The 19,728-nt window shown below is 60.5% G+C and carries 19 protein-coding genes; 8 read left to right on the top strand and 11 right to left on the bottom strand.

Features of this window, described 5'->3' with window-relative positions; translation table 11 throughout:
- Nucleotides 1-12: 12 nt before the first annotated feature.
- Genes PPRO_RS12000 through PPRO_RS12010 form a run of 3 tightly spaced genes read right to left on the bottom strand, consistent with a single transcriptional unit; the run spans nt 13 to nt 3,726 of the window.
- On the bottom strand, nt 13-1,932 hold the full coding sequence (locus PPRO_RS12000; protein ID WP_011736285.1) for a transglutaminase family protein: 1,920 nt from the start codon (nt 1,930-1,932) through the stop codon (nt 13-15).
- A complete protein-coding gene (locus PPRO_RS12005) occupies nt 1,919-2,749 on the bottom strand; it encodes a DUF58 domain-containing protein (protein WP_011736286.1) in 831 nt (276 codons plus the stop codon). The genes PPRO_RS12000 and PPRO_RS12005 overlap by 14 nt, the downstream gene beginning before the upstream one ends.
- Nucleotides 2,750-2,781: 32 nt before the next feature.
- Complete coding sequence (locus PPRO_RS12010; protein WP_011736287.1) at nt 2,782-3,726, bottom strand: AAA family ATPase; 945 nt, start codon at nt 3,724-3,726, stop codon at nt 2,782-2,784.
- Between the two features lie 371 nt (nt 3,727-4,097).
- On the opposite strand from PPRO_RS12010, the gene nudC reads away from it, so the two are divergent.
- On the top strand, nt 4,098-5,003 hold the full coding sequence (gene nudC / locus PPRO_RS12015; protein ID WP_011736288.1) for an NAD(+) diphosphatase: 906 nt from the start codon (nt 4,098-4,100) through the stop codon (nt 5,001-5,003).
- A 49-nt stretch (nt 5,004-5,052) separates the two neighbouring features.
- On the opposite strand, the gene PPRO_RS12020 is transcribed toward nudC, so the two are convergent.
- The gene (locus tag PPRO_RS12020; RefSeq protein ID WP_157040005.1) at nt 5,053-6,231 is read right to left on the bottom strand and encodes a M20 metallopeptidase family protein; all 1,179 of its coding nucleotides are present in this window, start codon (nt 6,229-6,231) and stop codon (nt 5,053-5,055) included.
- Between the two features lie 199 nt (nt 6,232-6,430).
- On the opposite strand from PPRO_RS12020, the gene PPRO_RS12025 reads away from it, so the two are divergent.
- The 5 genes from PPRO_RS12025 to PPRO_RS12045 all read left to right on the top strand — a co-directional run bounded on the left by PPRO_RS12025 (nt 6,431) and on the right by PPRO_RS12045 (nt 9,421).
- Nucleotides 6,431-6,748, top strand: a complete 318-nt coding sequence (locus tag PPRO_RS12025; protein ID WP_011736290.1) for a MoaD/ThiS family protein — start codon at nt 6,431-6,433, stop codon at nt 6,746-6,748.
- A gap of 410 nt (nt 6,749-7,158) precedes the next feature.
- A complete protein-coding gene (locus PPRO_RS12030; RefSeq protein ID WP_011736291.1) occupies nt 7,159-7,512 on the top strand; it encodes a PilZ domain-containing protein in 354 nt (117 codons plus the stop codon).
- A gap of 314 nt (nt 7,513-7,826) precedes the next feature.
- Nucleotides 7,827-8,528: a CAAX prenyl protease-related protein gene (locus PPRO_RS12035; RefSeq protein ID WP_011736292.1), complete on the top strand. Its 702-nt coding sequence runs from the start codon at nt 7,827-7,829 to the stop codon at nt 8,526-8,528.
- A 169-nt stretch (nt 8,529-8,697) separates the two neighbouring features.
- Nucleotides 8,698-9,033, top strand: coding sequence for a nucleotidyltransferase domain-containing protein (locus PPRO_RS12040; protein ID WP_011736293.1), 336 nt, complete (start codon nt 8,698-8,700; stop codon nt 9,031-9,033).
- The gene (locus PPRO_RS12045) at nt 9,020-9,421 is read left to right on the top strand and encodes a HEPN domain-containing protein (RefSeq protein WP_011736294.1); all 402 of its coding nucleotides are present in this window, start codon (nt 9,020-9,022) and stop codon (nt 9,419-9,421) included. The genes PPRO_RS12040 and PPRO_RS12045 overlap by 14 nt, the downstream gene beginning before the upstream one ends.
- 177 nt (nt 9,422-9,598) lie before the next feature.
- Here PPRO_RS12045 and PPRO_RS12050 read toward each other — a convergent pair whose 3' ends face one another.
- Nucleotides 9,599-10,348 carry a PEP-CTERM sorting domain-containing protein gene (locus tag PPRO_RS12050; protein WP_011736295.1) on the bottom strand — a complete coding sequence of 250 codons (750 nt, stop codon included), beginning with the start codon at nt 10,346-10,348 and terminating at the stop codon, nt 9,599-9,601.
- Between the two features lie 516 nt (nt 10,349-10,864).
- Between PPRO_RS12050 and PPRO_RS12055 the strand changes: the two genes are divergently transcribed.
- Both PPRO_RS12055 and PPRO_RS12060 read left to right on the top strand, forming a co-directional pair.
- Nucleotides 10,865-11,110: an AbrB/MazE/SpoVT family DNA-binding domain-containing protein gene (locus PPRO_RS12055; RefSeq protein WP_011736297.1), complete on the top strand. Its 246-nt coding sequence runs from the start codon at nt 10,865-10,867 to the stop codon at nt 11,108-11,110.
- Nucleotides 11,101-11,424, top strand: a complete 324-nt coding sequence (locus tag PPRO_RS12060) for a type II toxin-antitoxin system PemK/MazF family toxin (RefSeq protein ID WP_011736298.1) — start codon at nt 11,101-11,103, stop codon at nt 11,422-11,424. The genes PPRO_RS12055 and PPRO_RS12060 overlap by 10 nt, the downstream gene beginning before the upstream one ends.
- Before the next feature lie 168 nt (nt 11,425-11,592).
- On the opposite strand, the gene prsR is transcribed toward PPRO_RS12060, so the two are convergent.
- The 6 genes from prsR to xrtA form a co-directional block, all read right to left on the bottom strand.
- A complete protein-coding gene (gene prsR, locus PPRO_RS12065; RefSeq protein WP_041532303.1) occupies nt 11,593-12,990 on the bottom strand; it encodes a PEP-CTERM-box response regulator transcription factor in 1,398 nt (465 codons plus the stop codon).
- 15 nt (nt 12,991-13,005) lie between these two features.
- Nucleotides 13,006-15,078, bottom strand: a complete 2,073-nt coding sequence (prsK, locus tag PPRO_RS12070; protein ID WP_011736300.1) for an XrtA/PEP-CTERM system histidine kinase PrsK — start codon at nt 15,076-15,078, stop codon at nt 13,006-13,008.
- Nucleotide 15,079: 1 nt separating this feature from the next.
- Entirely contained in the window at nt 15,080-16,168 is a 1,089-nt protein-coding gene (locus tag PPRO_RS12075) for an NAD-dependent epimerase/dehydratase family protein (protein ID WP_011736301.1), read from the bottom strand.
- 88 nt (nt 16,169-16,256) lie between these two features.
- Entirely contained in the window at nt 16,257-17,543 is a 1,287-nt protein-coding gene (locus PPRO_RS12080) for a nucleotide sugar dehydrogenase (RefSeq protein WP_011736302.1), read from the bottom strand.
- Nucleotides 17,544-17,704: 161 nt separating this feature from the next.
- Nucleotides 17,705-18,337, bottom strand: a complete 633-nt coding sequence (locus tag PPRO_RS12085) for an exosortase C-terminal domain/associated protein EpsI (protein WP_011736303.1) — start codon at nt 18,335-18,337, stop codon at nt 17,705-17,707.
- Nucleotides 18,338-18,521: 184 nt separating this feature from the next.
- A complete protein-coding gene (xrtA, locus tag PPRO_RS12090; protein ID WP_157040006.1) occupies nt 18,522-19,388 on the bottom strand; it encodes an exosortase A in 867 nt (288 codons plus the stop codon).
- Nucleotides 19,389-19,728: the final 340 nt, after the last annotated feature.

Consider the following 19,728-nt stretch of genomic DNA (forward strand, 5'->3'; position numbering starts at 1 on the left):
GGTGGCAACGTTCTAGCGACGTCTGAAACCGGCACGCAGCAGGAGCCGCAAGCGCCGATACTCCCCGTCCGTGAGCCGCCTGTCGCGGTACAGCGCGCCGGCATAGATCCCTACGAATTCCCGCACCCGCTCATCCTCCGCAAGCCCGGCAAGCTCGAACAGCCCCTGCCGCCCCGGTTGAACACGCACTCCGCACTCACGCTCCAGATGACGGTACAGGCTCCGCAGCAAACGTTCCTCCCGCGGGGGAAACAGGGCGCTGCGCCTGAACAGCAGGAACAGGGCCAGCGCCACGACTGAAAGCGCCCCCAGCGCCGCCATGCCCCCCTTCAGCAGCCGTTTCGGGGTCAGGGAGTGCAGCCGCCTGGCAGCGCCGCGTGCCACGTCGGCCTGGTGCTCGAAATCATAGCCGATCACGGAACGGTTCCAGGCGTGGTCCAGGGAGTCCAGCGCCATGCGCAGACGCAGCAGGGGGGTGCGCCTCCGTTGGCTCCCCCAGAACGCATCAGCATTGCGGGCAAAGGAGCTGGGATCGATGCGCAGCCATCCCCTGCCGCCGATGAATACTTCCACCCAGACATGTGCCATCCCCTCGGTCACCAGGTAATAGCCGCCCACATCGTTATAATCACCCCCCAGATAGCCGCCCACCAGCCGGGCCGGAACACCGGCCGAGCGGGCCAGCAGGGCAAAGGAGGAGGCGAAGAACTCGCAGTGCCCCTGCCGCGTCTCGAAGAGGAAGCGTTCCAAGGCATGCTCACCAATGGGCAGCCCCTGCATGCTGTAGCGGTAGCCGCCATCGCGGAAGAAGCGCTCCAGCAGTTCCACCCTGCGCTCATCGCTGGCGCCGGCCGCCCGGATGCTCCCGGCCAGCCTGGTGACGGATTGAGGGACCCCGGAGGGAAGCCGCAGATAGAAGTCACGATCGATGCCGCCAATAACACGCAGCAGGCCAGCGACGGAAGAATCGGCACGGTAGCTCAGCCGCCGGCTGCCGGACGAGCGCAGTTCCGCCGTTGCGTCCGGATTCGATCGCGCCCGGAAGGCCCTGACGGATGCCGGGACATCCAGGGCGACCAGGAAGCTGGAGAGCCCCGGCTCAGGGTAGACGACCTGGCCGATGCGGCGGGAAGCGAAGGCGAGGCGTTCCGGGGGCACCCGGCTGTCGCGCAACCAACGAGTCCCCTCCAGGCGGTTGAAAACCGTAGCGCGCCAGTAGAGCTGTTGCTGCGGCTGGCGGGCCATTTCCGCCCGGAAGGCCAGCTGGGACGACTGGCTGGTGCGCTCGCTGCTGCCCGGATCGACCCTGTCGGTAAAGCCGCTGCTTCCTGAAACAGGGGCGCCGGAAATATTCCAGAGGGGGATCTGGGTGCGGGGGAGCAGCGGGAAAAAGAAGAGCAAGAGCGGCAGAGAGGCCAGCGGCATCAAAACTCCCGCCGCCACGATCCGCCGCAGGTCGTGGGACGGCAGCCACATGCCGCTGTCCTGATCGAGAAAGGCCAGCAGCACCAGGGAGAGCGCCACCAGGATCAGCAGCAGCGCCAGGTAGAGCAGAAACAGGGGACTTAAGTCAAACAGGGACGAGGAGGCCAGACAAAAGAGCGACAGGGCCAGGATCTGCAGATAGTGACGGCCGGTCTTCTCGCCCCCCAGACGGACGGCCAGCATGACCGCCAACAGGCTCACCACCGGCTGGACCGCGTTGGAGCTGCTGAATTGGGTTGCGTAGTAGAGGAAAACCGGGACAATGGAGGCGTTCAGCAGCCAGTTCGGCAACGGCCAGGCGCCCCGCAGACTCTGCCAGATACCGGCGGCCATGCCGGCAGCCAGCGCAAGACGCGGGGCAGTGGTCAGCCAGGGAAAGAGCGGCACGATGCCGCACAGGGCGGTTGCGTAGCACAAAAACGCTATCAGCGAGCTAATGGCGATCATACAGCGCCAACTCCGTCAGAAGACGCATGCCGTGGCGGTGGCCAGTTCCCGCCACTATGCCGCGACCGGCCAGCTTCAATCCCACCGGTCGCTGCATGACCCAGTGCTTCACCAGCCAGGCTGCCGTGGAGAGACGTTCCTCAAGGGTGCGACCGGGCTGCTGCTCCAGATCGATGATCAAGGGGTGCATGGCCTGGCGTCCGAATTCCTTGACCAGCAGTTCATCCCCGCGGGCAGACAGCTTCCAGTGGATCATCCTCAGCGGTTCGCGACCGGAGTAGCCGGAGATACGTTCCAGCTCCCCATCCAGCCCCCGTGACAGCTGAACGCCGCCCCCCTGGCGCCGCGCCTCGCCGCCATCACCTGCAGCAGAGCCGGGCAGCAGGCGCGGGAATACCACGAATGAGCTGTCCAGGCTGAAGGTCCAGTAGCGGGTGAAAAAATTGACCGGGAAGGGGGAACTGATGGTGATGCTGGTCACCCGGGCCTCCCCCCGGCTGGGGAAGGTGAAACCCATGGTGGTGGAAACCGATTCCCCGGCAGGGACCAGCGGGATGCCGACCGGGCGACATCCCTGGCATTCCAGACGGATCAGGAAGGAAGGGATACGGATTTTAGCGTTGTGCAGCACCAGGCGGAAACCGGCCGGGCTGCCGGCGAAGATCTCCTCCGGCGCAACGAGCCGGGGAGTAAGCCCCTTGAGGTTGAGCATGCCGGCCATGCCGGTAACGCACATGAAGGCCAAAAGGCCGGAAACCACCAGGAAGAGGAGGTTGTTTCCGGTATTGACGGCAGAAAACCCCAAGAGGAGCGTCATGGCGATATACAGCGCCCCGGCCTTGGAGATCTTCAGGCCAAAGGCAGCGCGATGTCGGCGATCAGTTCCCGTAGCAGTTCCCCCCTGTCGACACCATCGTGATCCATGCGCATGACCAGGCGGTGGGCGCAGACCGCCACGGCCACCCCCCGGACATCCTCGGGCGCCACGAAATCGCGCCCCTGGAGAAAAGCCGACGCCCGCGCCGCCTGGGCCAGATTTATGGCGGCACGGGTGGAGAGCCCGATAGCGATCATGGCATGACTGCGCGTTGTCGATACGATCCGGTAGATATAGTCGGCCACCCTGTCGGAGAGGTAGGTTTCCTCCGCCACGACCCTTCGCGCCTCCAGGATGTGGGCGGACGAGGCCAGCGGTTCCATGGCGCCGATTCTCTCACGGATGCTCCCCCCCGCGATGATCCGTTTTTCCAGATCTCCCGGCGGATAGCCGATGCCGGTGCAGATCAGAAACCGATCCAGTTGGGATTCGGGCAACGGAAAGGTCCCGCTCTGGTCCGAGGGATTCTGGGTGGCGAACACCATGAACGGGTCGGGCAGGGGGTGGGTGACTCCCTCCACCGTCACCCGCCGCTCCTCCATGGCCTCCAGCATGGCGCTCTGGGTGCGGGGCATGGCCCGGTTGATCTCATCCAGAAGCACAATATTGTTGAAGATCGGGCCGGGCATGAAGGTGAAGCGCCCCTCTTCTCGGTTGAACACGGAGAGCCCGGTGATGTCCGAGGGGAGCAGATCGCTGGTGCACTGCACGCGTCCGAAGGAGAGGGAGGTGGCTCCGGCCAGGGCCAGGGCAACGGTGGTCTTGCCCAGTCCGGGCAGATCCTCGATCAGGATGTGCCCCCCGCCAAGGAGCGCAATGACCGCCAGGCGCACCACCTCTTCCTTGCCCTGCAGATGGGTGGTGCAGAGCGTGTCCAGCAGGTCGGTCATGCTACGGTTGGGATGCGCGATTGACATTGGATACCCCCATATTCCGGCTCGACGGTAAAGCGTACAGGCGAAAACCAGCACGGCGCCAAAGGCCTGGAATATCACCAGAGGAGACGGACTCCGGCATCAGGCTCGCCTCGTTCTTCAGCCATCACCGACTCAGGTAACACTTTACCACAGATACATTCCGCTAAAATCCGCCAATCAACGGCACCAGGGCCACGGCATGTCACTGGTGACCGCCGGGAGGCATGAGTCGCCGGCCCGTGGCGCAAACCAGTTCTTGATCTTTTCGGAAAAAAGTTCAATTATCCTTGGCTGGACGCAGCAACCAAACACGACCTACGGCACTGGAAGCGCCGGTTCCAGGATTCCACACCACTCCATGGGAGGCCACCATGACTCTTTCTTCAACAGGCACAGGCAGGACCGACACATCCGAACTTCCCTACAACGGCAAGGCCGTCAAAGACCGGTTCTCTCCCCTCTCACCGGACAGCGTGCCCCAGAACAGCCCCGGCTTCTGGGTCATCCTGCAGCGGCAGACCCTGCTGGTCACCACCGCTTCGGCAACGGTCCAGCTTCCCCACGGCCCGCTGCCGGAGGGGCTCCAACCCCTGGCCGCCCCGGTGGGAATCGGACTCTGGCAGGGCCAGCCGCTGCGCGCCGCACGGATCGCCGAGGATGCCCCCCTGCCCGCGGGGTGCGAGGCGTTCCCCTTTTTCGGACCGGACCAGCGCCTGGACGTGGGACTGGCAACCCTGGCGGGGCGCGCCAACCAGATCATGCACTGGGAACGGCGCAGCCGATTCTGCTCCGTCTGCGGGGGAGAGACGACACGCATCCCCACCACCTGGGGCAAGCGCTGCGGAGTATGCAGGGAGATGCACTTCCCCCACATCCACCCCTGCGTCATCGTACTGGTCAAACGAGGTGACGAATTCATGCTGATCCGCAAGGCCGGAGCAGTGCCGGGGCGTTTCAGCCCCATCGCCGGCTTCGTGGATTTCGGCGAGTCTCTCGAGGAGTGCGTCCAGAGGGAGGTGCATGAAGAGGTCGGCCTGAACATCGCCAACATCCGCTACCTGGGCAGCCAGAACTGGCCCTTCCCCAGCCAGCAGATGATCGGCTTTTTGGCCGACTACGTGGACGGCGAACCGAAACCGGATGGCGTTGAGGTCATCGAGGCGCACTGGCTGACCGGCGACGCCATCCCGGATACATCGGGCGGCAGCAGGAGCATCGCCCGCTGGATGCTGGAAAACTTCGCCATCAACGGGCAACAGCCGGCGCCGTGCCGGTAAGTCGGGACCGATCCGGACAGGCGGAAACCATCGGCGGTGGGCATGGCGCCTACCGCCGAAGCAGTTTCAAGGCGGAGAGCACCAGAAACATGATGCCGTTGCGCAGCGCCCCGTCGTTGAAATCGAAACGGTTGCTGTGCAACTGGGGGCACTCCTCCCCCATGCCGATGAAGAACATGGCCCCCTCGCACCGCTCCAGGTACCAGCAGAAATCCTCCGCACCCATGCTGGGGGCGGGAATATCCTTCCACCACGACCTCCCCAGACCACTCAGCACAACCTCACGACAGGTATCGACGACCCGCGCGGCATTCTGCGTCGGAATGTAGGGGCGCTGATACTCCAGGTGGTAGGATGCGCCGGCATAGTCGCATTCCGCCTTCAGAACCTGCTCGAACAGCTCCGGCAGGAGCGCACCTCCCTCAGGGGAGAGGTAGCGCGCCGTTCCCTGCAAAACGACCTGGTCGGGGATGACGTTTGCGTTGGAACCGCCATGCATGCTGCAGACGCTGATCACCACCGGCTCCAGCGCGCCTATGCGCCGCGAGGGGATGGCATAGAGGCTATGGATCACCCGGGTGGCGACCAGGATCGGGTCGATGGTGCGCTCCGGCCGCGAGCCGTGCCCTCCCCTCCCCCTGATGGTGATGCTAAAGATGTCGGCGGCAGCCATCATCACCCCCGGGCGCGAGCCGATTACCCCGGTCGGATGCCCGGGCCAGGCGTGCAAGGCCAGCACCGCGTCCGGCTTCGGATCATCCAGAACGCCGGCCGCCACCAGATCCCTGCCGGCGGCCACGATCTCCTCACCCGGCTGGAACACGCATCTGACCGACCCGCTGAACAGGTTCCTCAGGCGCTCAAGCACCAGGGCAGCGCCCATCAGCATGGCGGTGTGGCCGTCGTGTCCGCAGGCGTGCATGACATTGTCGCGGAGCGAGCAATGGGGCAGTTCCGTCTCCTCCCGCATGGGCAGGGCGTCCATATCAGCCCGCAGGGTGACATTCCGGCCCGGCTGCCGACCGGAGATCAGCGCCACCACATCCGTTTCCAAAAACGGCGGCAGAAGCCCGATGTTGGGGGAAGCCAGGTTCGATCTGACAAAGCGCGCCGTCTCATGTTCGCGCAGGGACAGCTCAGGATGGGCATGCAGGTAGCGTCGCGCGTCCCGCACCCGGGGCAGGATCCGTTCAATTTCCCCTTCTATTGCCGGAATGTCCGTTTCCATGTGAAAGACCTCGCGGGAGAATAGCAAACACACCGGCCTCAGATGTACACCAATCCCCCTGCCAAGTAAACCGCCGCGCGACAGCCATCTTTTTCATTAACAACAGATATAACCACGTTTTGCCTGTATACAGCACAAAAAAACAGTGGTAGTCTTGCTCACTTGCTTCCCTCACCGATGCGTTTGAAAGGAGCGCCCCATGTGCGAACAGACTAAAACAACGGTACGGATGTTTGGTTGCCTGCATACCTATCGCAGGGAACAGGGCCTGGAGCCCAAGGTTGAGATGACGCTTCCCGCCGCAGGATGTACGGCACTGGAACTGGCCCGCGAGCTTGAGCTTCCCCTGGAGAAGGTCGAAGCGGTCTTCATCAACCACCTGGTGTATCCCCTTGACCACCATGTAAGCCCCGGCGACAGGGTTGCCTTCATACCGACCGGCGTTCCCGGCCCCTACCGGCTACTGATCGGCATAGCCTCGGGAAAAACGCAGCCGCAGACACCGGACTCCCCCTAGGAGACCGGAAAGCAGGCTTTCCTGAAGTACAACAGACCATGCCTTCCCTCTTCATAAAGCTGCGTCGGCCGCCTTTACATTAAAACCACACATTAGCAATAGGTATGACTTTTTCCCCACAAAGACAGGCTATTAGCACGCGGGTACGGATTGTGCAATAAATGAGAATACCTGGACAGCACGTCATCCTGCAACAGAGCAATGCTTGCCCCCGGAGGCGCACGGCAAAAAGAGAGCGGTTTTTTGTAACAAGAACGTGGCATCGTTCAGGTGACGGCACGGACTGAACCAATATTCTCTATTTCCTGGCGTCTTTGCGGCGCACATGCAGCTACTGGTCAGCATGGCAGTATATCTAGTTTTATGCGCATTTCAGGTGAATCCAACTTCCCTGCAAAGGAAAGCGACCAATGGAAAACAGAAATTTCATGCGGGTTCAATTCCCTGAATGCGCCTCCGTTAAGTTCGACGGGCAGATGTTTTTCGCGAACATCAAGGATGCCAGTCTGCAGGGGTTGTATATCAACACCACCCAGAAGCTCCCCGTGAGCACCCCCCTCCAGATCACCGTCTACATCTCCCCCAGTTCCTCGATACACCTGAACGCCGAAGTCGTCCGCTCCGAAGAGGCGGGAATGGGGGTGCAGATACGGCGCATGGACGTCAACTCCTTCGTCAATCTGAGAAACGCCATCTCCCTGCTCTGCAACGACCAGGACCAGATTATGCGGGAAACCTACAAGATAACCGACCGCATCCATTGAAGCCGACCGTTCATTTCGACCTGTCGGTTTTTTTTACACCGGAGAGAGGGGGGGGTGCCGCGACCAGGGGCACCCCTTCTCCTTTTCGAAACAGACTCGGACGCAGCACAGCCTTAAAAGGGTAGCGCAGGATGGAGTCTGCCCTCCCTTGAAGGGGGAGGAATCATGCACAGACCATTTTTCCGCCACCACGAGCCTCAATATTGACGCAGTGCCGCGATTGGTATATCACCATTACTCAGCAGCCATCCTGCCGGTTTCTCACGCTTCACCCCACGCATCAGAATCATTTTTATTTCTCCGGAGCAGATTACATGCACGAGCGACATCAGGCCTCTCCAGCGCTGTACCGCTACCTCCCCTTTGCGCTCTTCATGGCCTTCATCGGCCTGGACGAACTGCTCCACTTCCTGGGCGAACAGGGGCTCTTCAGGCTGGAAGCGACAACCCTGTACTACCTCTATCCGCTGAAGGCGCTGGCGGTGGGCTACCTGCTGTTCCGCTTCAGGCACAGGTACGGAGAACTGCGGTTCAGGGACCTGACACACATCCCCACGACCCTGGCAACGATCGGGATCGGCCTGCTGGTGTTCGTCCTCTGGATCAACATGGACTGGACTTTTGGAAGCGCTGGCGCGCCCCAGGGGTATAACCCGCTGCTGATTCCCGACAGTACCGTACGGATCGTCATGATCCTGTTCCGGGTGGCCGGGGCGGTGCTGGTGGTGCCGCTGATGGAGGAACTGTTCTGGCGCTCCTTCCTGATCCGCTACATCATTGACAAGGATTTCGACAGGGTTCCCCTGGGCGCCTTCACCTGGGGATCGTTCCTGGTGACGGTGGCGCTGTTCGGCCTGGAGCACAGCTACATCCTGGCGGGGGTTATGGCGGGGGTGTTCTACAACCTGATCCTCTACCGCACAAAAAGCCTGGCCCAGTGCGTCCTGGCCCACGCCGTCACCAACCTGGCCCTAGCCCTGTACGTGCTCCAGAGCGGGGAGTGGCGATTCTGGTGAGTTCGTCACCCTTTACAGAAGATAATGCCAGACAGATTGCGTATTGAGGCGCCACTTGTTACGATTGCTGGACAAAACACAGATGAACACCACCAAGCTAATTCGGCACTGAAACGCTCGAAAATGCAGCCTAACCCCACAAGCAACGATTCCCCCTTTGGAGAACCGCATGTTACAGGTCACCGATAAACTTCTGCAGGAAGTAACCAATCTAATCGTGCAGGAAACAAAACCCCGCAAGATCATTCTCTTCGGCTCCCACGCCCGCGGAACGGCTCACCCCGACTCCGACCTGGATTTTCTGATCGTTGAAGATGGTCCCTTCGATACGAAACGAAGCCGGCGGGCGGAAATCGCTCGATTGAGCAATGCCCTGTTCGATTACCTCATACCGATGGATTTTCTTGTGTTTACGCCACAGGAAATAGAGAAATGGAAAGGGGTCAAGAATCATGTCGTGGCCCATGCCTTGAGGGAGGGAAAAACTCTGTATGAATCACATTGAGCAGGCAAGGCTGTTGCTGCGGATGGCGGCAAAGGACATGCGAGCCATGGACCTTATGATAGCGCCGGAATCCATCGATGATGAAATATTCGGGTTTCACGCCCAGCAGGCGGTGGAAAAGTCGCTTAAGGCCTGGATAACTGCGGCGGACGGGTCATACGGCTTCATCCATGATTTACGTGTTCTGCTTCTGACTCTTCGTGAGATGGGGTGTGATATTGAACAGTTCAGGCATCTGATCATGCTCACCCCATTTGCCGCGCAACTGCGCTACGAACCAATGGAAACCATCGATGCACCACTTGACCGACCGGCATTACGGCAACAGGTTCAGGCACTTCATGATCACGTGCAGTCGGCCATCGCCGCTGCGAAACCAGTCGCATAGCCCATCGAATTCTTTGCTGTCACTCGAGTATTTATAAAAGCTGACATCGGCCCACATCAACAGCGGTCAATGTGCTGCCTGTCGTCCCCACGCGTCCCGCCATCACTCCAAACAAGAAAGGCGGTGCATCTCTGCACCGCCTTTCCTTCAACCAACACAGTTTACTCTATCCCACGCTTACGCTTCCCGGTTCATGCGGCGCTTTCCGAAAATGGCCAGACCGAGCATGCCGGCGCCGAGGAGGACCATGGTGCCCGGCTCGGGGACGGGAGCAATTGATTCAACAAAAAAGCCCGCATCGTTGTAATCAAAGTCAGTTCCATCTTCATAAGCAAACGCAGCTCCACTGAGAGTCGGCTCGTATCCAAGTACTCTCGCCTCACCTTGTGGATTCAAAGAATCAACCGAGTAGTAAAATTCAGAGTTTTCAGAAGCCTGAAAGAAGACACCAAAAAAATCTCTACTAATATCATCGAAATCATGTTGACTAATAAAATCACCATTTTGATCAAAATAAGTAATTTTACCACTATCAGCAGTATTCCATTTTACAAGTGTAGAATAACCTGCTTTAGCACTTCCATCAAAAAGTACAGCTTCTACAGCAGTTGTTCCATTCCAACCAAAAATACCTGCTGATTGAGTTGCGCTATTGCCTGTCCATTCAAATTTGAATTGAGGCGCAATAACATTCGAACCCGGCGTTGCTATTTTAAACATTCCAACTCCGAGTTGGTCCGCGGAAGCATCTACAACTCCCGCCCCAAAAATACCATTCAATTCTGTCTGCAAAGAATTTTCACCATTATTCACGACATTAACCGTAGTTGGCCGATTCAAGTAAGGATTCAATGGTGTAGCCATTGCACTCGTTGCTGCCAGCATCAACGCCGCCCCTGCCAAAAGTGTTGCCAGTTTCTTAAACATACTCTCCTCCTTGTTTGAATGCTTCTGTGTTGGTGGTTTATTGAATTAAATTTTGCCTATACCATGCAACCACGATGCCAAAACCACATTACACCGTCTTTGCAGCATGTTATACAATTTGACCGCCTCCAGACACAGCCACCTGTAAAAATTTTCAACATTAAAAACAATCCCGCTCGCTACCCGACCAGTAACCAGGACGGGCAGGAGACAGCTAGGGGCTTCGGTGACCGACAAGCCATGAAATTCACCCCGTGAAGAAAGATAAACGGAAACAGCAAGCCAAGAAAAACGCCCAGGAAACAACCTGAATGACAGCTACGGACTCGTTGTCGGAATGTTTTACACGATGTTATCACTACAGCCGTCCCCCCTCCGGCACGCTCGGGCCAGCGGGTTTAATATTCCAGCGACCTATCCGTTGCACGAGCTATGGCAGACCATTTGATAGTTGACTCGTAAACAACCTTCATGGCAAACTGTAACTACAATGTATTTACAAAAGGAGTTAACACCATGCTTACCCATCTCGTTTCCATCGGCAATTCAAAGGGCATCAGGATTCCTGCCGCGCTGCTGCGCCAGTACGACATCATCGAAGAGGTCGAACTGCTGCCCGGAAAAGACGAAATTGTGCTCCGCCCCGTATCCCGTAAACCGCGAAACGGATGGGACGAGGCGTTTGCGCTTATGCGTGAACGCAACGAAGATGCCCTGCTGACGGACGATGTTCTCGACTTGGAGGAGTGGGAATGGAGCTGAATCAGTATCATGTCTATCTGGTCAATCTGGATCCGACGATCGGACACGAGATCCAGAAGACCCGTCCCTGTGTGGTCATTTCTCCAGATGAAATGAACCGCCACCTGAAAACCGTCATGATCGCGCCCATGACGACCAAATCCCACGACTATCCCAGCCGGGTGGAACTGCGCTTCAGCGGCACGCGGGCATGGATCGTTCTTGACCAGATACGGACCGTGGACCGCGCGCGTCTGGTCAGGGAACTGGGCAAACTCAACCTGCGCCAGATCAGCAGGGTAAAAGAAACCATCAGGGAGATGCTCGTCGACTGAGCGCGGAAGCGTGGGGAATCACCGGTGGTATCTATCCCGACAAACAAAAAGCCGGAAACGCTGCGCTTGCAACGCCCCCGGCTGATTATCGTTTTCTTTACACCCACTCTCCCGGCACTTTTTTCGTAATCGACTCACCCTCGTGAAGGCTTCAAACGCCGCCCGTAATCAGGAGTCGGCCCCCTTCTCACCCCCGTGCAGCGGCATCAGGCCGTGCTTCTTGATCATGTCGTAGAAGGTCGGCCTGCTGACACCCAGCTCCTCGGCAGCCTTGGCGATGTTGCCGTTCTGGCGGTCCATGGCCTGCACCAGCAACTCCCGCTCCACCTTGTCCCGCGCCTCCCGCAGCGTTACGATCGGCCGGATTTCCTCGTCAAACTCAGGCAGCTCCATTTCGCATCCCAGATCATCCGGCTCGACCACCGAGGCATCGCTCATGATGATCGCCCGCTGCACCCGGTTGCGCAGTTCCCGCACGTTGCCCGGCCATTCGTAGCTCTTCAGGAAGTGGACGGCGGCCGCGCTGAAGCGGCGCACCTTCTTCTTGTGCTCGTCGCTGTACATGCGCAGGAAATAGTTGGCCAGAAGCAGGATATCCTCCCCCCGCTCCCGCAAGGGGGGCAGGTGGATGGAGATGACGCTGATGCGGTAGTACAGGTCCTCACGGAACCTGCCCTCCTTGATGGCCTGGGCGATGTTCACGTTGGTTGCGCAGACCGTGCGGGTATCCACCGGGATATCCACCCTGCCGCCCACCCGCTGGATCACCCCTTCCTGCAGGAAGCGCAGCAGCTTGACCTGCAGGTTGACCGGCAGCTCGCCGATCTCGTCCAGAAACAGGGTCCCCTTGTTGGCGTACTGCAGCTTGCCCTGGACCGTGGTGTGGGCGCCGGTGAAGGCGCCCCGCTCGTGGCCGAAGAGTTCCGACTCCAGCAGATTCTCCGGGATCGCGCCGCAGTTGATCGGGATGAACGGCCCCTTCCTGCGCAGGCTGGCGTCGTGCAGGGCCTGGGCTACCAGCTCCTTGCCGGTGCCGTTCTCGCCGGTGATCAGTATGGACACATCCGAAGGGGCCACCTTCTTGATGGTGGCGAAGATGGTCTGCATCTCGGGACACTGGCCGAGCATGCCTCCCAGATCCATGGACTTCATCTCCACGGCGCGCTGCAGGGTGCGGTTCTGCTCCTCCAGGCCGGCCACATGGACCGCCCGGCCGATGATCACCTTCAGTTCGTTCAGCACAGGCGGTTTGGGATAAAAGTCGTAGGCCCCCAGCTGCATGGCCTTGAGGGCGTTTTCCCGCTCGCTGTTGCCGGTCAGCATGATGATCTTGACGTGCGGGTTAAGCTCCAAAAGCGCCGCCAGGCCGCGGAAACCCTCTTCCGAGCTGTGCTCGTAGGGGGGCAGGCCCAGATCCAGGATCACCACCGTGGGGTGGTGCTTCTTGAAGGCAACGATCCCCTCCTGCACCGTGCCGGCCTGCACGACGCTGTACTCGTCGCTCAAGCCCCACTTCAGCTGCTGGCGGATATCGGGATCGTCATCGATTATCAGTATCTTTACCATGTGCATTGTCCCTCGTCAGCAATGGCCGACCGGGGTACCGCCTTCGCCCCCCTGGCTGAACCAGATCGTAAATGTCGTCCCCACACCCTCTTCACTGTCCACTTCGATTCTACCGCCAAAAGACTCCACTGTCTGCTTGCACTGGTACAGTCCGATCCCCAGCCCCTTCTTCTTGGTGGTCTTGAAGGGCTTGAACAGCTCCCTGCGCATGAAATCAGCCGACATGCCATGCCCCTGATCGTGCACCGCCAGATAGGGATTGCCCAGGTTGCCGACCTGGATCCGCACGCCCCTGTCCGGCCCGGATGCCTCGATGGCGTTCATCAGCAGGTTCATGATCACGTTCTGCATCTCGTTTTCATCCACGACCACCGTCTCGGCGCTCCCCTCCACCGTAACGGCAGAGCCACTGGCCAGACGGGCGGTCTTCTCGGCCAGTTCCAGCAGATTCACCGGTTTGGCCGTGAAATGGTCCCGCTCCCCCAGGTTCCTGAGCCTGCCGATCAGGTGCTGCATCTTGGTGACGGTATTGCCCAGGGAGACCAGCATGTCCTGCTGGAAGTCGGGATTCTGGATGAAGCGGCCGGCATTCTCCACGATCAGCGACAGGTTGCTGACCAGGTTCTTCAGGTCGTGGGCCACGAAGGCGGCGATATTGCCGATGGCCTCCACCTCCCGCGCCTGGGAGAGCTGCTCCGAGAGGCGCTGGTGCAGGATCGCCTGGGAGGCCTGGCGGGCGATGGTCTTCATCAGGTCATAATCTTCGTAGATGTACACCTCGTCTTCCTTGATCACCCGCCCCAGGACGATGAACCCCTCCATGCGCTCGGCGCCAAAGAGCGGGATGACGAAGGATATCTGGTTGTCGCGGAAGAAGGCGCCGTTCTCCTCCATGACTTCGGGGGTATCGTCCCTGACGTTGACCACCCAGGTGCGCTCGACCATGAACCTGACCAGGGAATTATCCGGCTTGATCAGTGCCCCCATGGGCTGCATGTTGTGGGTCGCCGTCATGCCGTACCCGCCGCGGTTCTGCTCCAGGAGGAACAGCGCCGCCCCTGCCATGCCGAACACGTCGCAATAGGCGGACAGGATGCGCTGCAAGAGTTCGTCGGAGGAACGGGAGGTGGCGAGCTGCTCGGTGAAGCGCAGCCACTGGGTGCGGTAGTCGTGCTTGTGCTGGTAGAAGTTCTTGTGCAACGCGACCTTGACCTCGCGCTGGAAGCGCTGGGAGAGAAGGAGCAGCAGCAGCACGATGCCGGCGATAAAGGCGAAGGAGACGGTCACCGTGCGCTGGAAGGAAACGCCGAAGTACTGCATCCCCTCCCCCAAAAGGCCGATCATGATCAGGTACAGCCCGACCGCCACCAGCACGAAGGACTTGAAAGCCGCCTGGCGGGACACCTGGATACGCACCCCTCCCCTGCGGAACAGCAGGGAATAGGCCATCAGCCCCAGGCCAACCAGGTAGAGCAGCGAGCGCAGCTGCAGGTAGTTCATGTTCAGGCTGCGGTACACCAGGGCCTGGCTGAAGTAGAAGATCAGCACCCCCAGGAAGGCGCCCAGGCCGATGATCTCGAACTTGACCCTGTCCAGCGACTCGGGAGAGGCATTGGCCAGGGTGGTCTCAAAGTTGACCAGGGCGAATATCAGGGCAGCCATGAGCCCCAGGTAGTAGAAGTAGCCGACATTCCCCAGGAAGAGCAGCCGCTCCAGCGGGAAATCAGGGGCGTAGAAGAATGAGTCCAGGGGAACGGCAAAGGGGAGCAGACAGAAGAGCAGGGAAAGGGCGATCACTCCCTTGAGCAGCGGGCCGAACCTCCAGGGGGCGGCCTGACGGGCGTAGGTCAGGCTGCACATGATCCAGAAGAAGGGGAGCAGGGATTCGGCCACAAGCGAGAACCATTTCCACGGCACGGCAGCCTGAGGCAGGCTGAGGGACAAGAGGTCGAACAGCTCCAAAAGGGCGGTCAGCAGCAGCGCGCCGCAGAGAAACAGGCCGGCGCGGGAGCGTTCCCGGTGCAGGGCGTATCCCGCGGCAAACAGCAGGGCAACAATGGCCGCGATGGTGATGACCGAGTCCAGCATGTCAGTTCCCCACGGGCTCCAGGCCCCGTGACCCGGCAGCGGGCAAGTTCCCCTCCACCGTGGGGCAGAGGTTATCCACGTACCACGATAGAGAGGCGTCCAGCCCGCTCTGGATGGTGTGGGTCGGCTGATACCCCAGAAGCCGGGCAGCCTTGGAAATATCGGCCTGGGAATGCAGCACGTCCCCTGCCCGGAAATCCCGGTGCAGCGGCGTGCGATGGGCAAGATGGGGGAAACGGGGGACGAGTCGCTGCCGAAGCATGTCGTAGAGCTCATTCAGGGTGGTGCGGGCGTTGACCGCGGTGTTGTACACCTGGTTGACCGCCTGCGGTTCATCAGCCGTGGCTGCCAGCAGGTTCATCTGGATCACGTTCTCCACGAAGCAGAAATCCCTGCTCGTCTCTCCGCTGCCGTTGATATACACGGTCTCGTCGATGATCATGGACCTGATCCAGCGCGGGATCACCGCCGCATAGGCCCCTTCCGGGTCCTGGCGCGGGCCGAAGACGTTGAAGTAGCGCAGCCCTACCAGTTCCATGGCATAGGTCCGGGCAAAAACATCGGCGTACAGTTCGTTCACGTACTTGGTGACCGCGTAGGGGGAGAGCGGCCTGCCGATCAGCTCCTCCCGCTTGGGCAGGCCGGGGTGGTCGCCATAGGTGGAACTGCTGGCCGCGTAGACCATTCGCCGCACCTTGGCATCCCGGGCAGCCACCAGCATGTTCAGGAATCCGCCGACATTGCTCTCGTTGCTGCTGATCGGGTCCTCGATGGAGCGGGGCACCGAACCGAGGGCAGCCTCGTGCAGGATATAGTCGACCCCCTGACAGGCGGCGCGGCAGGCGGCGAGCTCGCGGATATCCCCTTCATGGAAGGTGAAGGCAGCCCACTGCCGCGGCGTCACCACCCGGCTGACTTCATCCAGGTTGGCGCGCTTGCCGGTGGAGAAGTTGTCCAGCCCCACCACCCGCTGGCCAAGCGTAAGCAGGCTCTCCAGCAGGTTGGAGCCGATGAAGCCGGCCACTCCCGTCACCAGCCAGGTTCGGGGATTCTGTTTCAGCTGTTCTCGTACGATATCGTAGCGGTTCATGTCATTCCTTCAGCGTTCAGCGTTCAGCGTTCAGCGGGCAGCGGGCAGTGGGCAGTGATCAGGAGGCGGCGACTCCCTGTTCCCCACCTCACAGCCTCCAGACCCGTATGCCGGCGGCAGACATGGCGTCCTGGTCATAGATCCCCTTCACATCCACCAACACCGGGTTCTTGCCCATGCGGCGGAGCATCTCGTCCGTCCCCCATTCCAGGAACGGGCGATGGGCAACGGCCACCACCACGGCGCAGGCGGGCTTCAGATCATCCACGGCAACCAGGTTGACCCCGTACTCATGGCGCGCCTCACCTAGATCAGCCAGGGGATCGCAGACCTGCACGCTGATGCCATAGTCCTCCAGCTCCCGGATGATATCGATCACCTTGGAATTGCGCAGGTCGGGGCAGTCCTCCTTGAAGGTAAGCCCCAGCACGGTCACCCTGCTGTCCCGGATGCTGTGCCCGCAGTGGATCATCTCCCGGATGGCGCGCTGGGCGACGAACCTGCCCATGCCGTCGTTGATCCGGCGGCCGGCCAGGATAACCTGGGGGATGTAGCCGATCTTCTCCGACTTGTGGGTCAGGTAGTAGGGATCTACGCCGATGCAGTGTCCCCCCACGAGCCCCGGCTTGAACTTGAGAAAATTCCACTTGGTGCCTGCCGCCTCCAGGACATCGTTGGTGTCGATGCCGAGACGGTCGAAGATCAGTGCCAGTTCGTTCATCAGGGCGATGTTCAGGTCGCGCTGGGTATTCTCGATCACCTTGGCCGCTTCGGCGACCTTGATGGATCTGGCCCGATGGACTCCGGCGGTGACCACCGATTCGTACACCCGGGCGACGATCTCCAGGGTGGCGTCGTCCTGGCCGGAGACGACCTTCTTGATCCTGGTGAAGGTATGCTCCCGGTCACCCGGGTTGATCCGCTCGGGGCTGTAGCCGACCGTAAAATCGCTGCCGCAGGCAAGGCCGGAGACCCGCTCCAGGATCGGCACGCACTCGTCCTCCGTAACACCGGGATAGACCGTGGACTCGTAGACCACGATATCCCCCTTTTTCAGCGCCTGCCCAACGGTCTCCGACGCCCGGTGCATCAGGGAGAGGTCAGGCCGGTGGGCCTCGTCAACCGGCGTCGGCACGGCCACGATGTGGAAATCGGCCGTACGCAGGTCATCGACGGAATCGGTGAAGACGATCCTGGCAGCGCGCAGTTCCTCCTCGCTGACCTCGTCGGTACGGTCATAGCCTGCCTTCAGCTCATCGATGCGTGTCCGGTTAACATCGAACCCGATGGTGCGACGCACCCCGCCAAAGGCCACCGCCACCGGCAGGCCGACATAGCCCAGGCCGACGACCGAAATCACCCGTTCCTGTTTCATCATCTACTCCTTTGTTCTCCACCATGGGGATAAAGCGAAAAATGGCCGCGGAGCGCGCGGAGTTCCCGGAGAAAGCCCGGCAACGTCCGCGGACTCGGGGCCAACACTGTTACAGGGATCAGAGGGCGGCAAGCCGCGGAGACGGACACGCCAGATTCCCCCTACCTGGGGAGGAACTCCCGGATGGAGGGGAGGAATTCCCGGATGAAGCGTTCCCCCAACTCCAGGGCAGCCCGCTCGTCCCCCTCGAAGGAGACCGAAACGCGGATGAAAGCGCTGTCACGACGACGCTGCAGCAGGGAACCGCTGATCTCCGCCAGCTTGAGGGAGTACTCGTCGTTCAGGCTCCTGTCGCGCACCTGGAACCAGTACAGGAACAGCTCCCTCCCCTCCCCCTTGCGGTACACCGACTGCACCAGATTGATCCGTTCAGTGCCGCCTTCCAACTGACGCCGACGACTGGACTCCTCGTACCAGCCGCTGCCCGGCAGGCAATGCTTGGGTGAGTGGATTCCGCCGCTTCCCTTGCCGCCGCCATGGAAACCGATGTAGAGGGTGACATTCCCGCCGCCATCGGCCACGTACTGGCGGTACAGGTAGTCGGTCGGTTTCAGTGCTTCCAGCACCGAATCACTGAACGTCGCCTCCGATGACATGTGCCACGAAGCGACCTGGACCGGGAACTGGCTGAAGGGGCGCGTGACCGGTACCGGCAGATCACGGTGCAGGCAGAGGAACAGGGCCGCGGCAGCCAGGAGCAGGTAGACGATTATGAATCTGACACTAGTGAGCATTCAAGCGTTCCTTGTGCAGTGTGCAGTGTGCAGTGGGCAGTGGTCAGTGGACAGTGGACAGTGGACAGTGGACAGTGGACAGTGGGCAGCGGGCAGCGGGCAGGAGGCGGCGACTCCCTGTTCCCTGTTCCCTGTTCCCTGTTCCCTGTTCCCTGTTCCCTGTTCCCTGTTCCCTGTTCACTGTTCACTGTTCACTGCCTGTTCTCTGTTCCCTGCCTTTTAACAGTGCCCCCAGGGAAACCAGCAACAGCATGGCCAGGCCGAACACCGCCAGGCCGGCGAATTCGTGAAAGAACCCCTCCGCGGCCCGCGCCCCCATGTACTGGGCCAAAAAGCCGGTCACGATCACCCGGCTGGCATTGGTGACAATGGCGATGGGAATCGCCCCACCAACCAGAACCCAGCGTTTCCAGGGTGCAATGCGCAGGAAGAAGGCCAAAGCCACGGCCAGGGCCAACAGGGAGATCAGCGAGCGTATGCCGCTGCAGGCATCGGCGACCTCCAGGGTGGTGGCGGGAAACATGATGATGTTCCCCTCCCGCAGCACGCTGACACCGGCAATCTTGAGGGTCGCCACCGAAACCCTGGTCACGAAGAGTTTCAGGGGAAAGGCGACGGCATCGTAGACGATGTAGGGGATCGGCACCATGAAGAGCAAGTAGCCGAGTGGCAGGGCCATGACCCTGAAGGGAGCAGTTCCAAAGAGGAACAGCACCAGCCCGGCCAGGACGACGACCAGGGATGAACGCATGGTGAAGTACTCCGTACCCAGCCAGCCAAGAATCAGCTGCGCCAGACCGAACAGCAGCACCGCCACGCCCCAGTTCCAGGGCACGACCGGGGCACGCCCCAGTTCATCGCGGCGCAGGTACAGGAAATAGCCGGCGATCAGCGGCACCAGAAAGCCGTGGGAGTAGTTTTCGTCCTGCATCCACTGCTGGACCATATCAGGAACGACACGGTAGTACGCGGCGACCAGCAGCGGGACGATCAGCAGCAAGCGTATCCGGTTCCTGGCAAGGGCCTCGGTGAAAGTGATGGTAGGGGGCATTGAAATGCTGTTTCCTTGTGGACGATTGATGTACGATGCCTGCACCGGAGCGACGGGGATGCGCCTTCGCATCAACGCCCGCCCCCCGGAAACAGCCGGATGCATATCATACCGTTTTTTAAGAATATTGCAATGCCAAGCACAATCCATAAGTCATTAAAATAACAAGACATGCTATTTTTGCGTCGGAAGGGGAACACGCATGGGGCCAATGGGGACGCGCCGCCGCAACCTGCGCACGCAGGAGTGCACCGCTCTCGACTGTCGTCCGGCAGGCAAGCATGCCTCCCCGGCTTATGACCCGCTACAAAGCAAAGTAGCGCGTGCAAAGGGATGAAGG

This window comes from Pelobacter propionicus DSM 2379, from assembly GCF_000015045.1.
In the GTDB taxonomy this organism is placed as follows: Bacteria; Desulfobacterota; Desulfuromonadia; order Geobacterales; family Pseudopelobacteraceae; genus Pseudopelobacter; species Pseudopelobacter propionicus.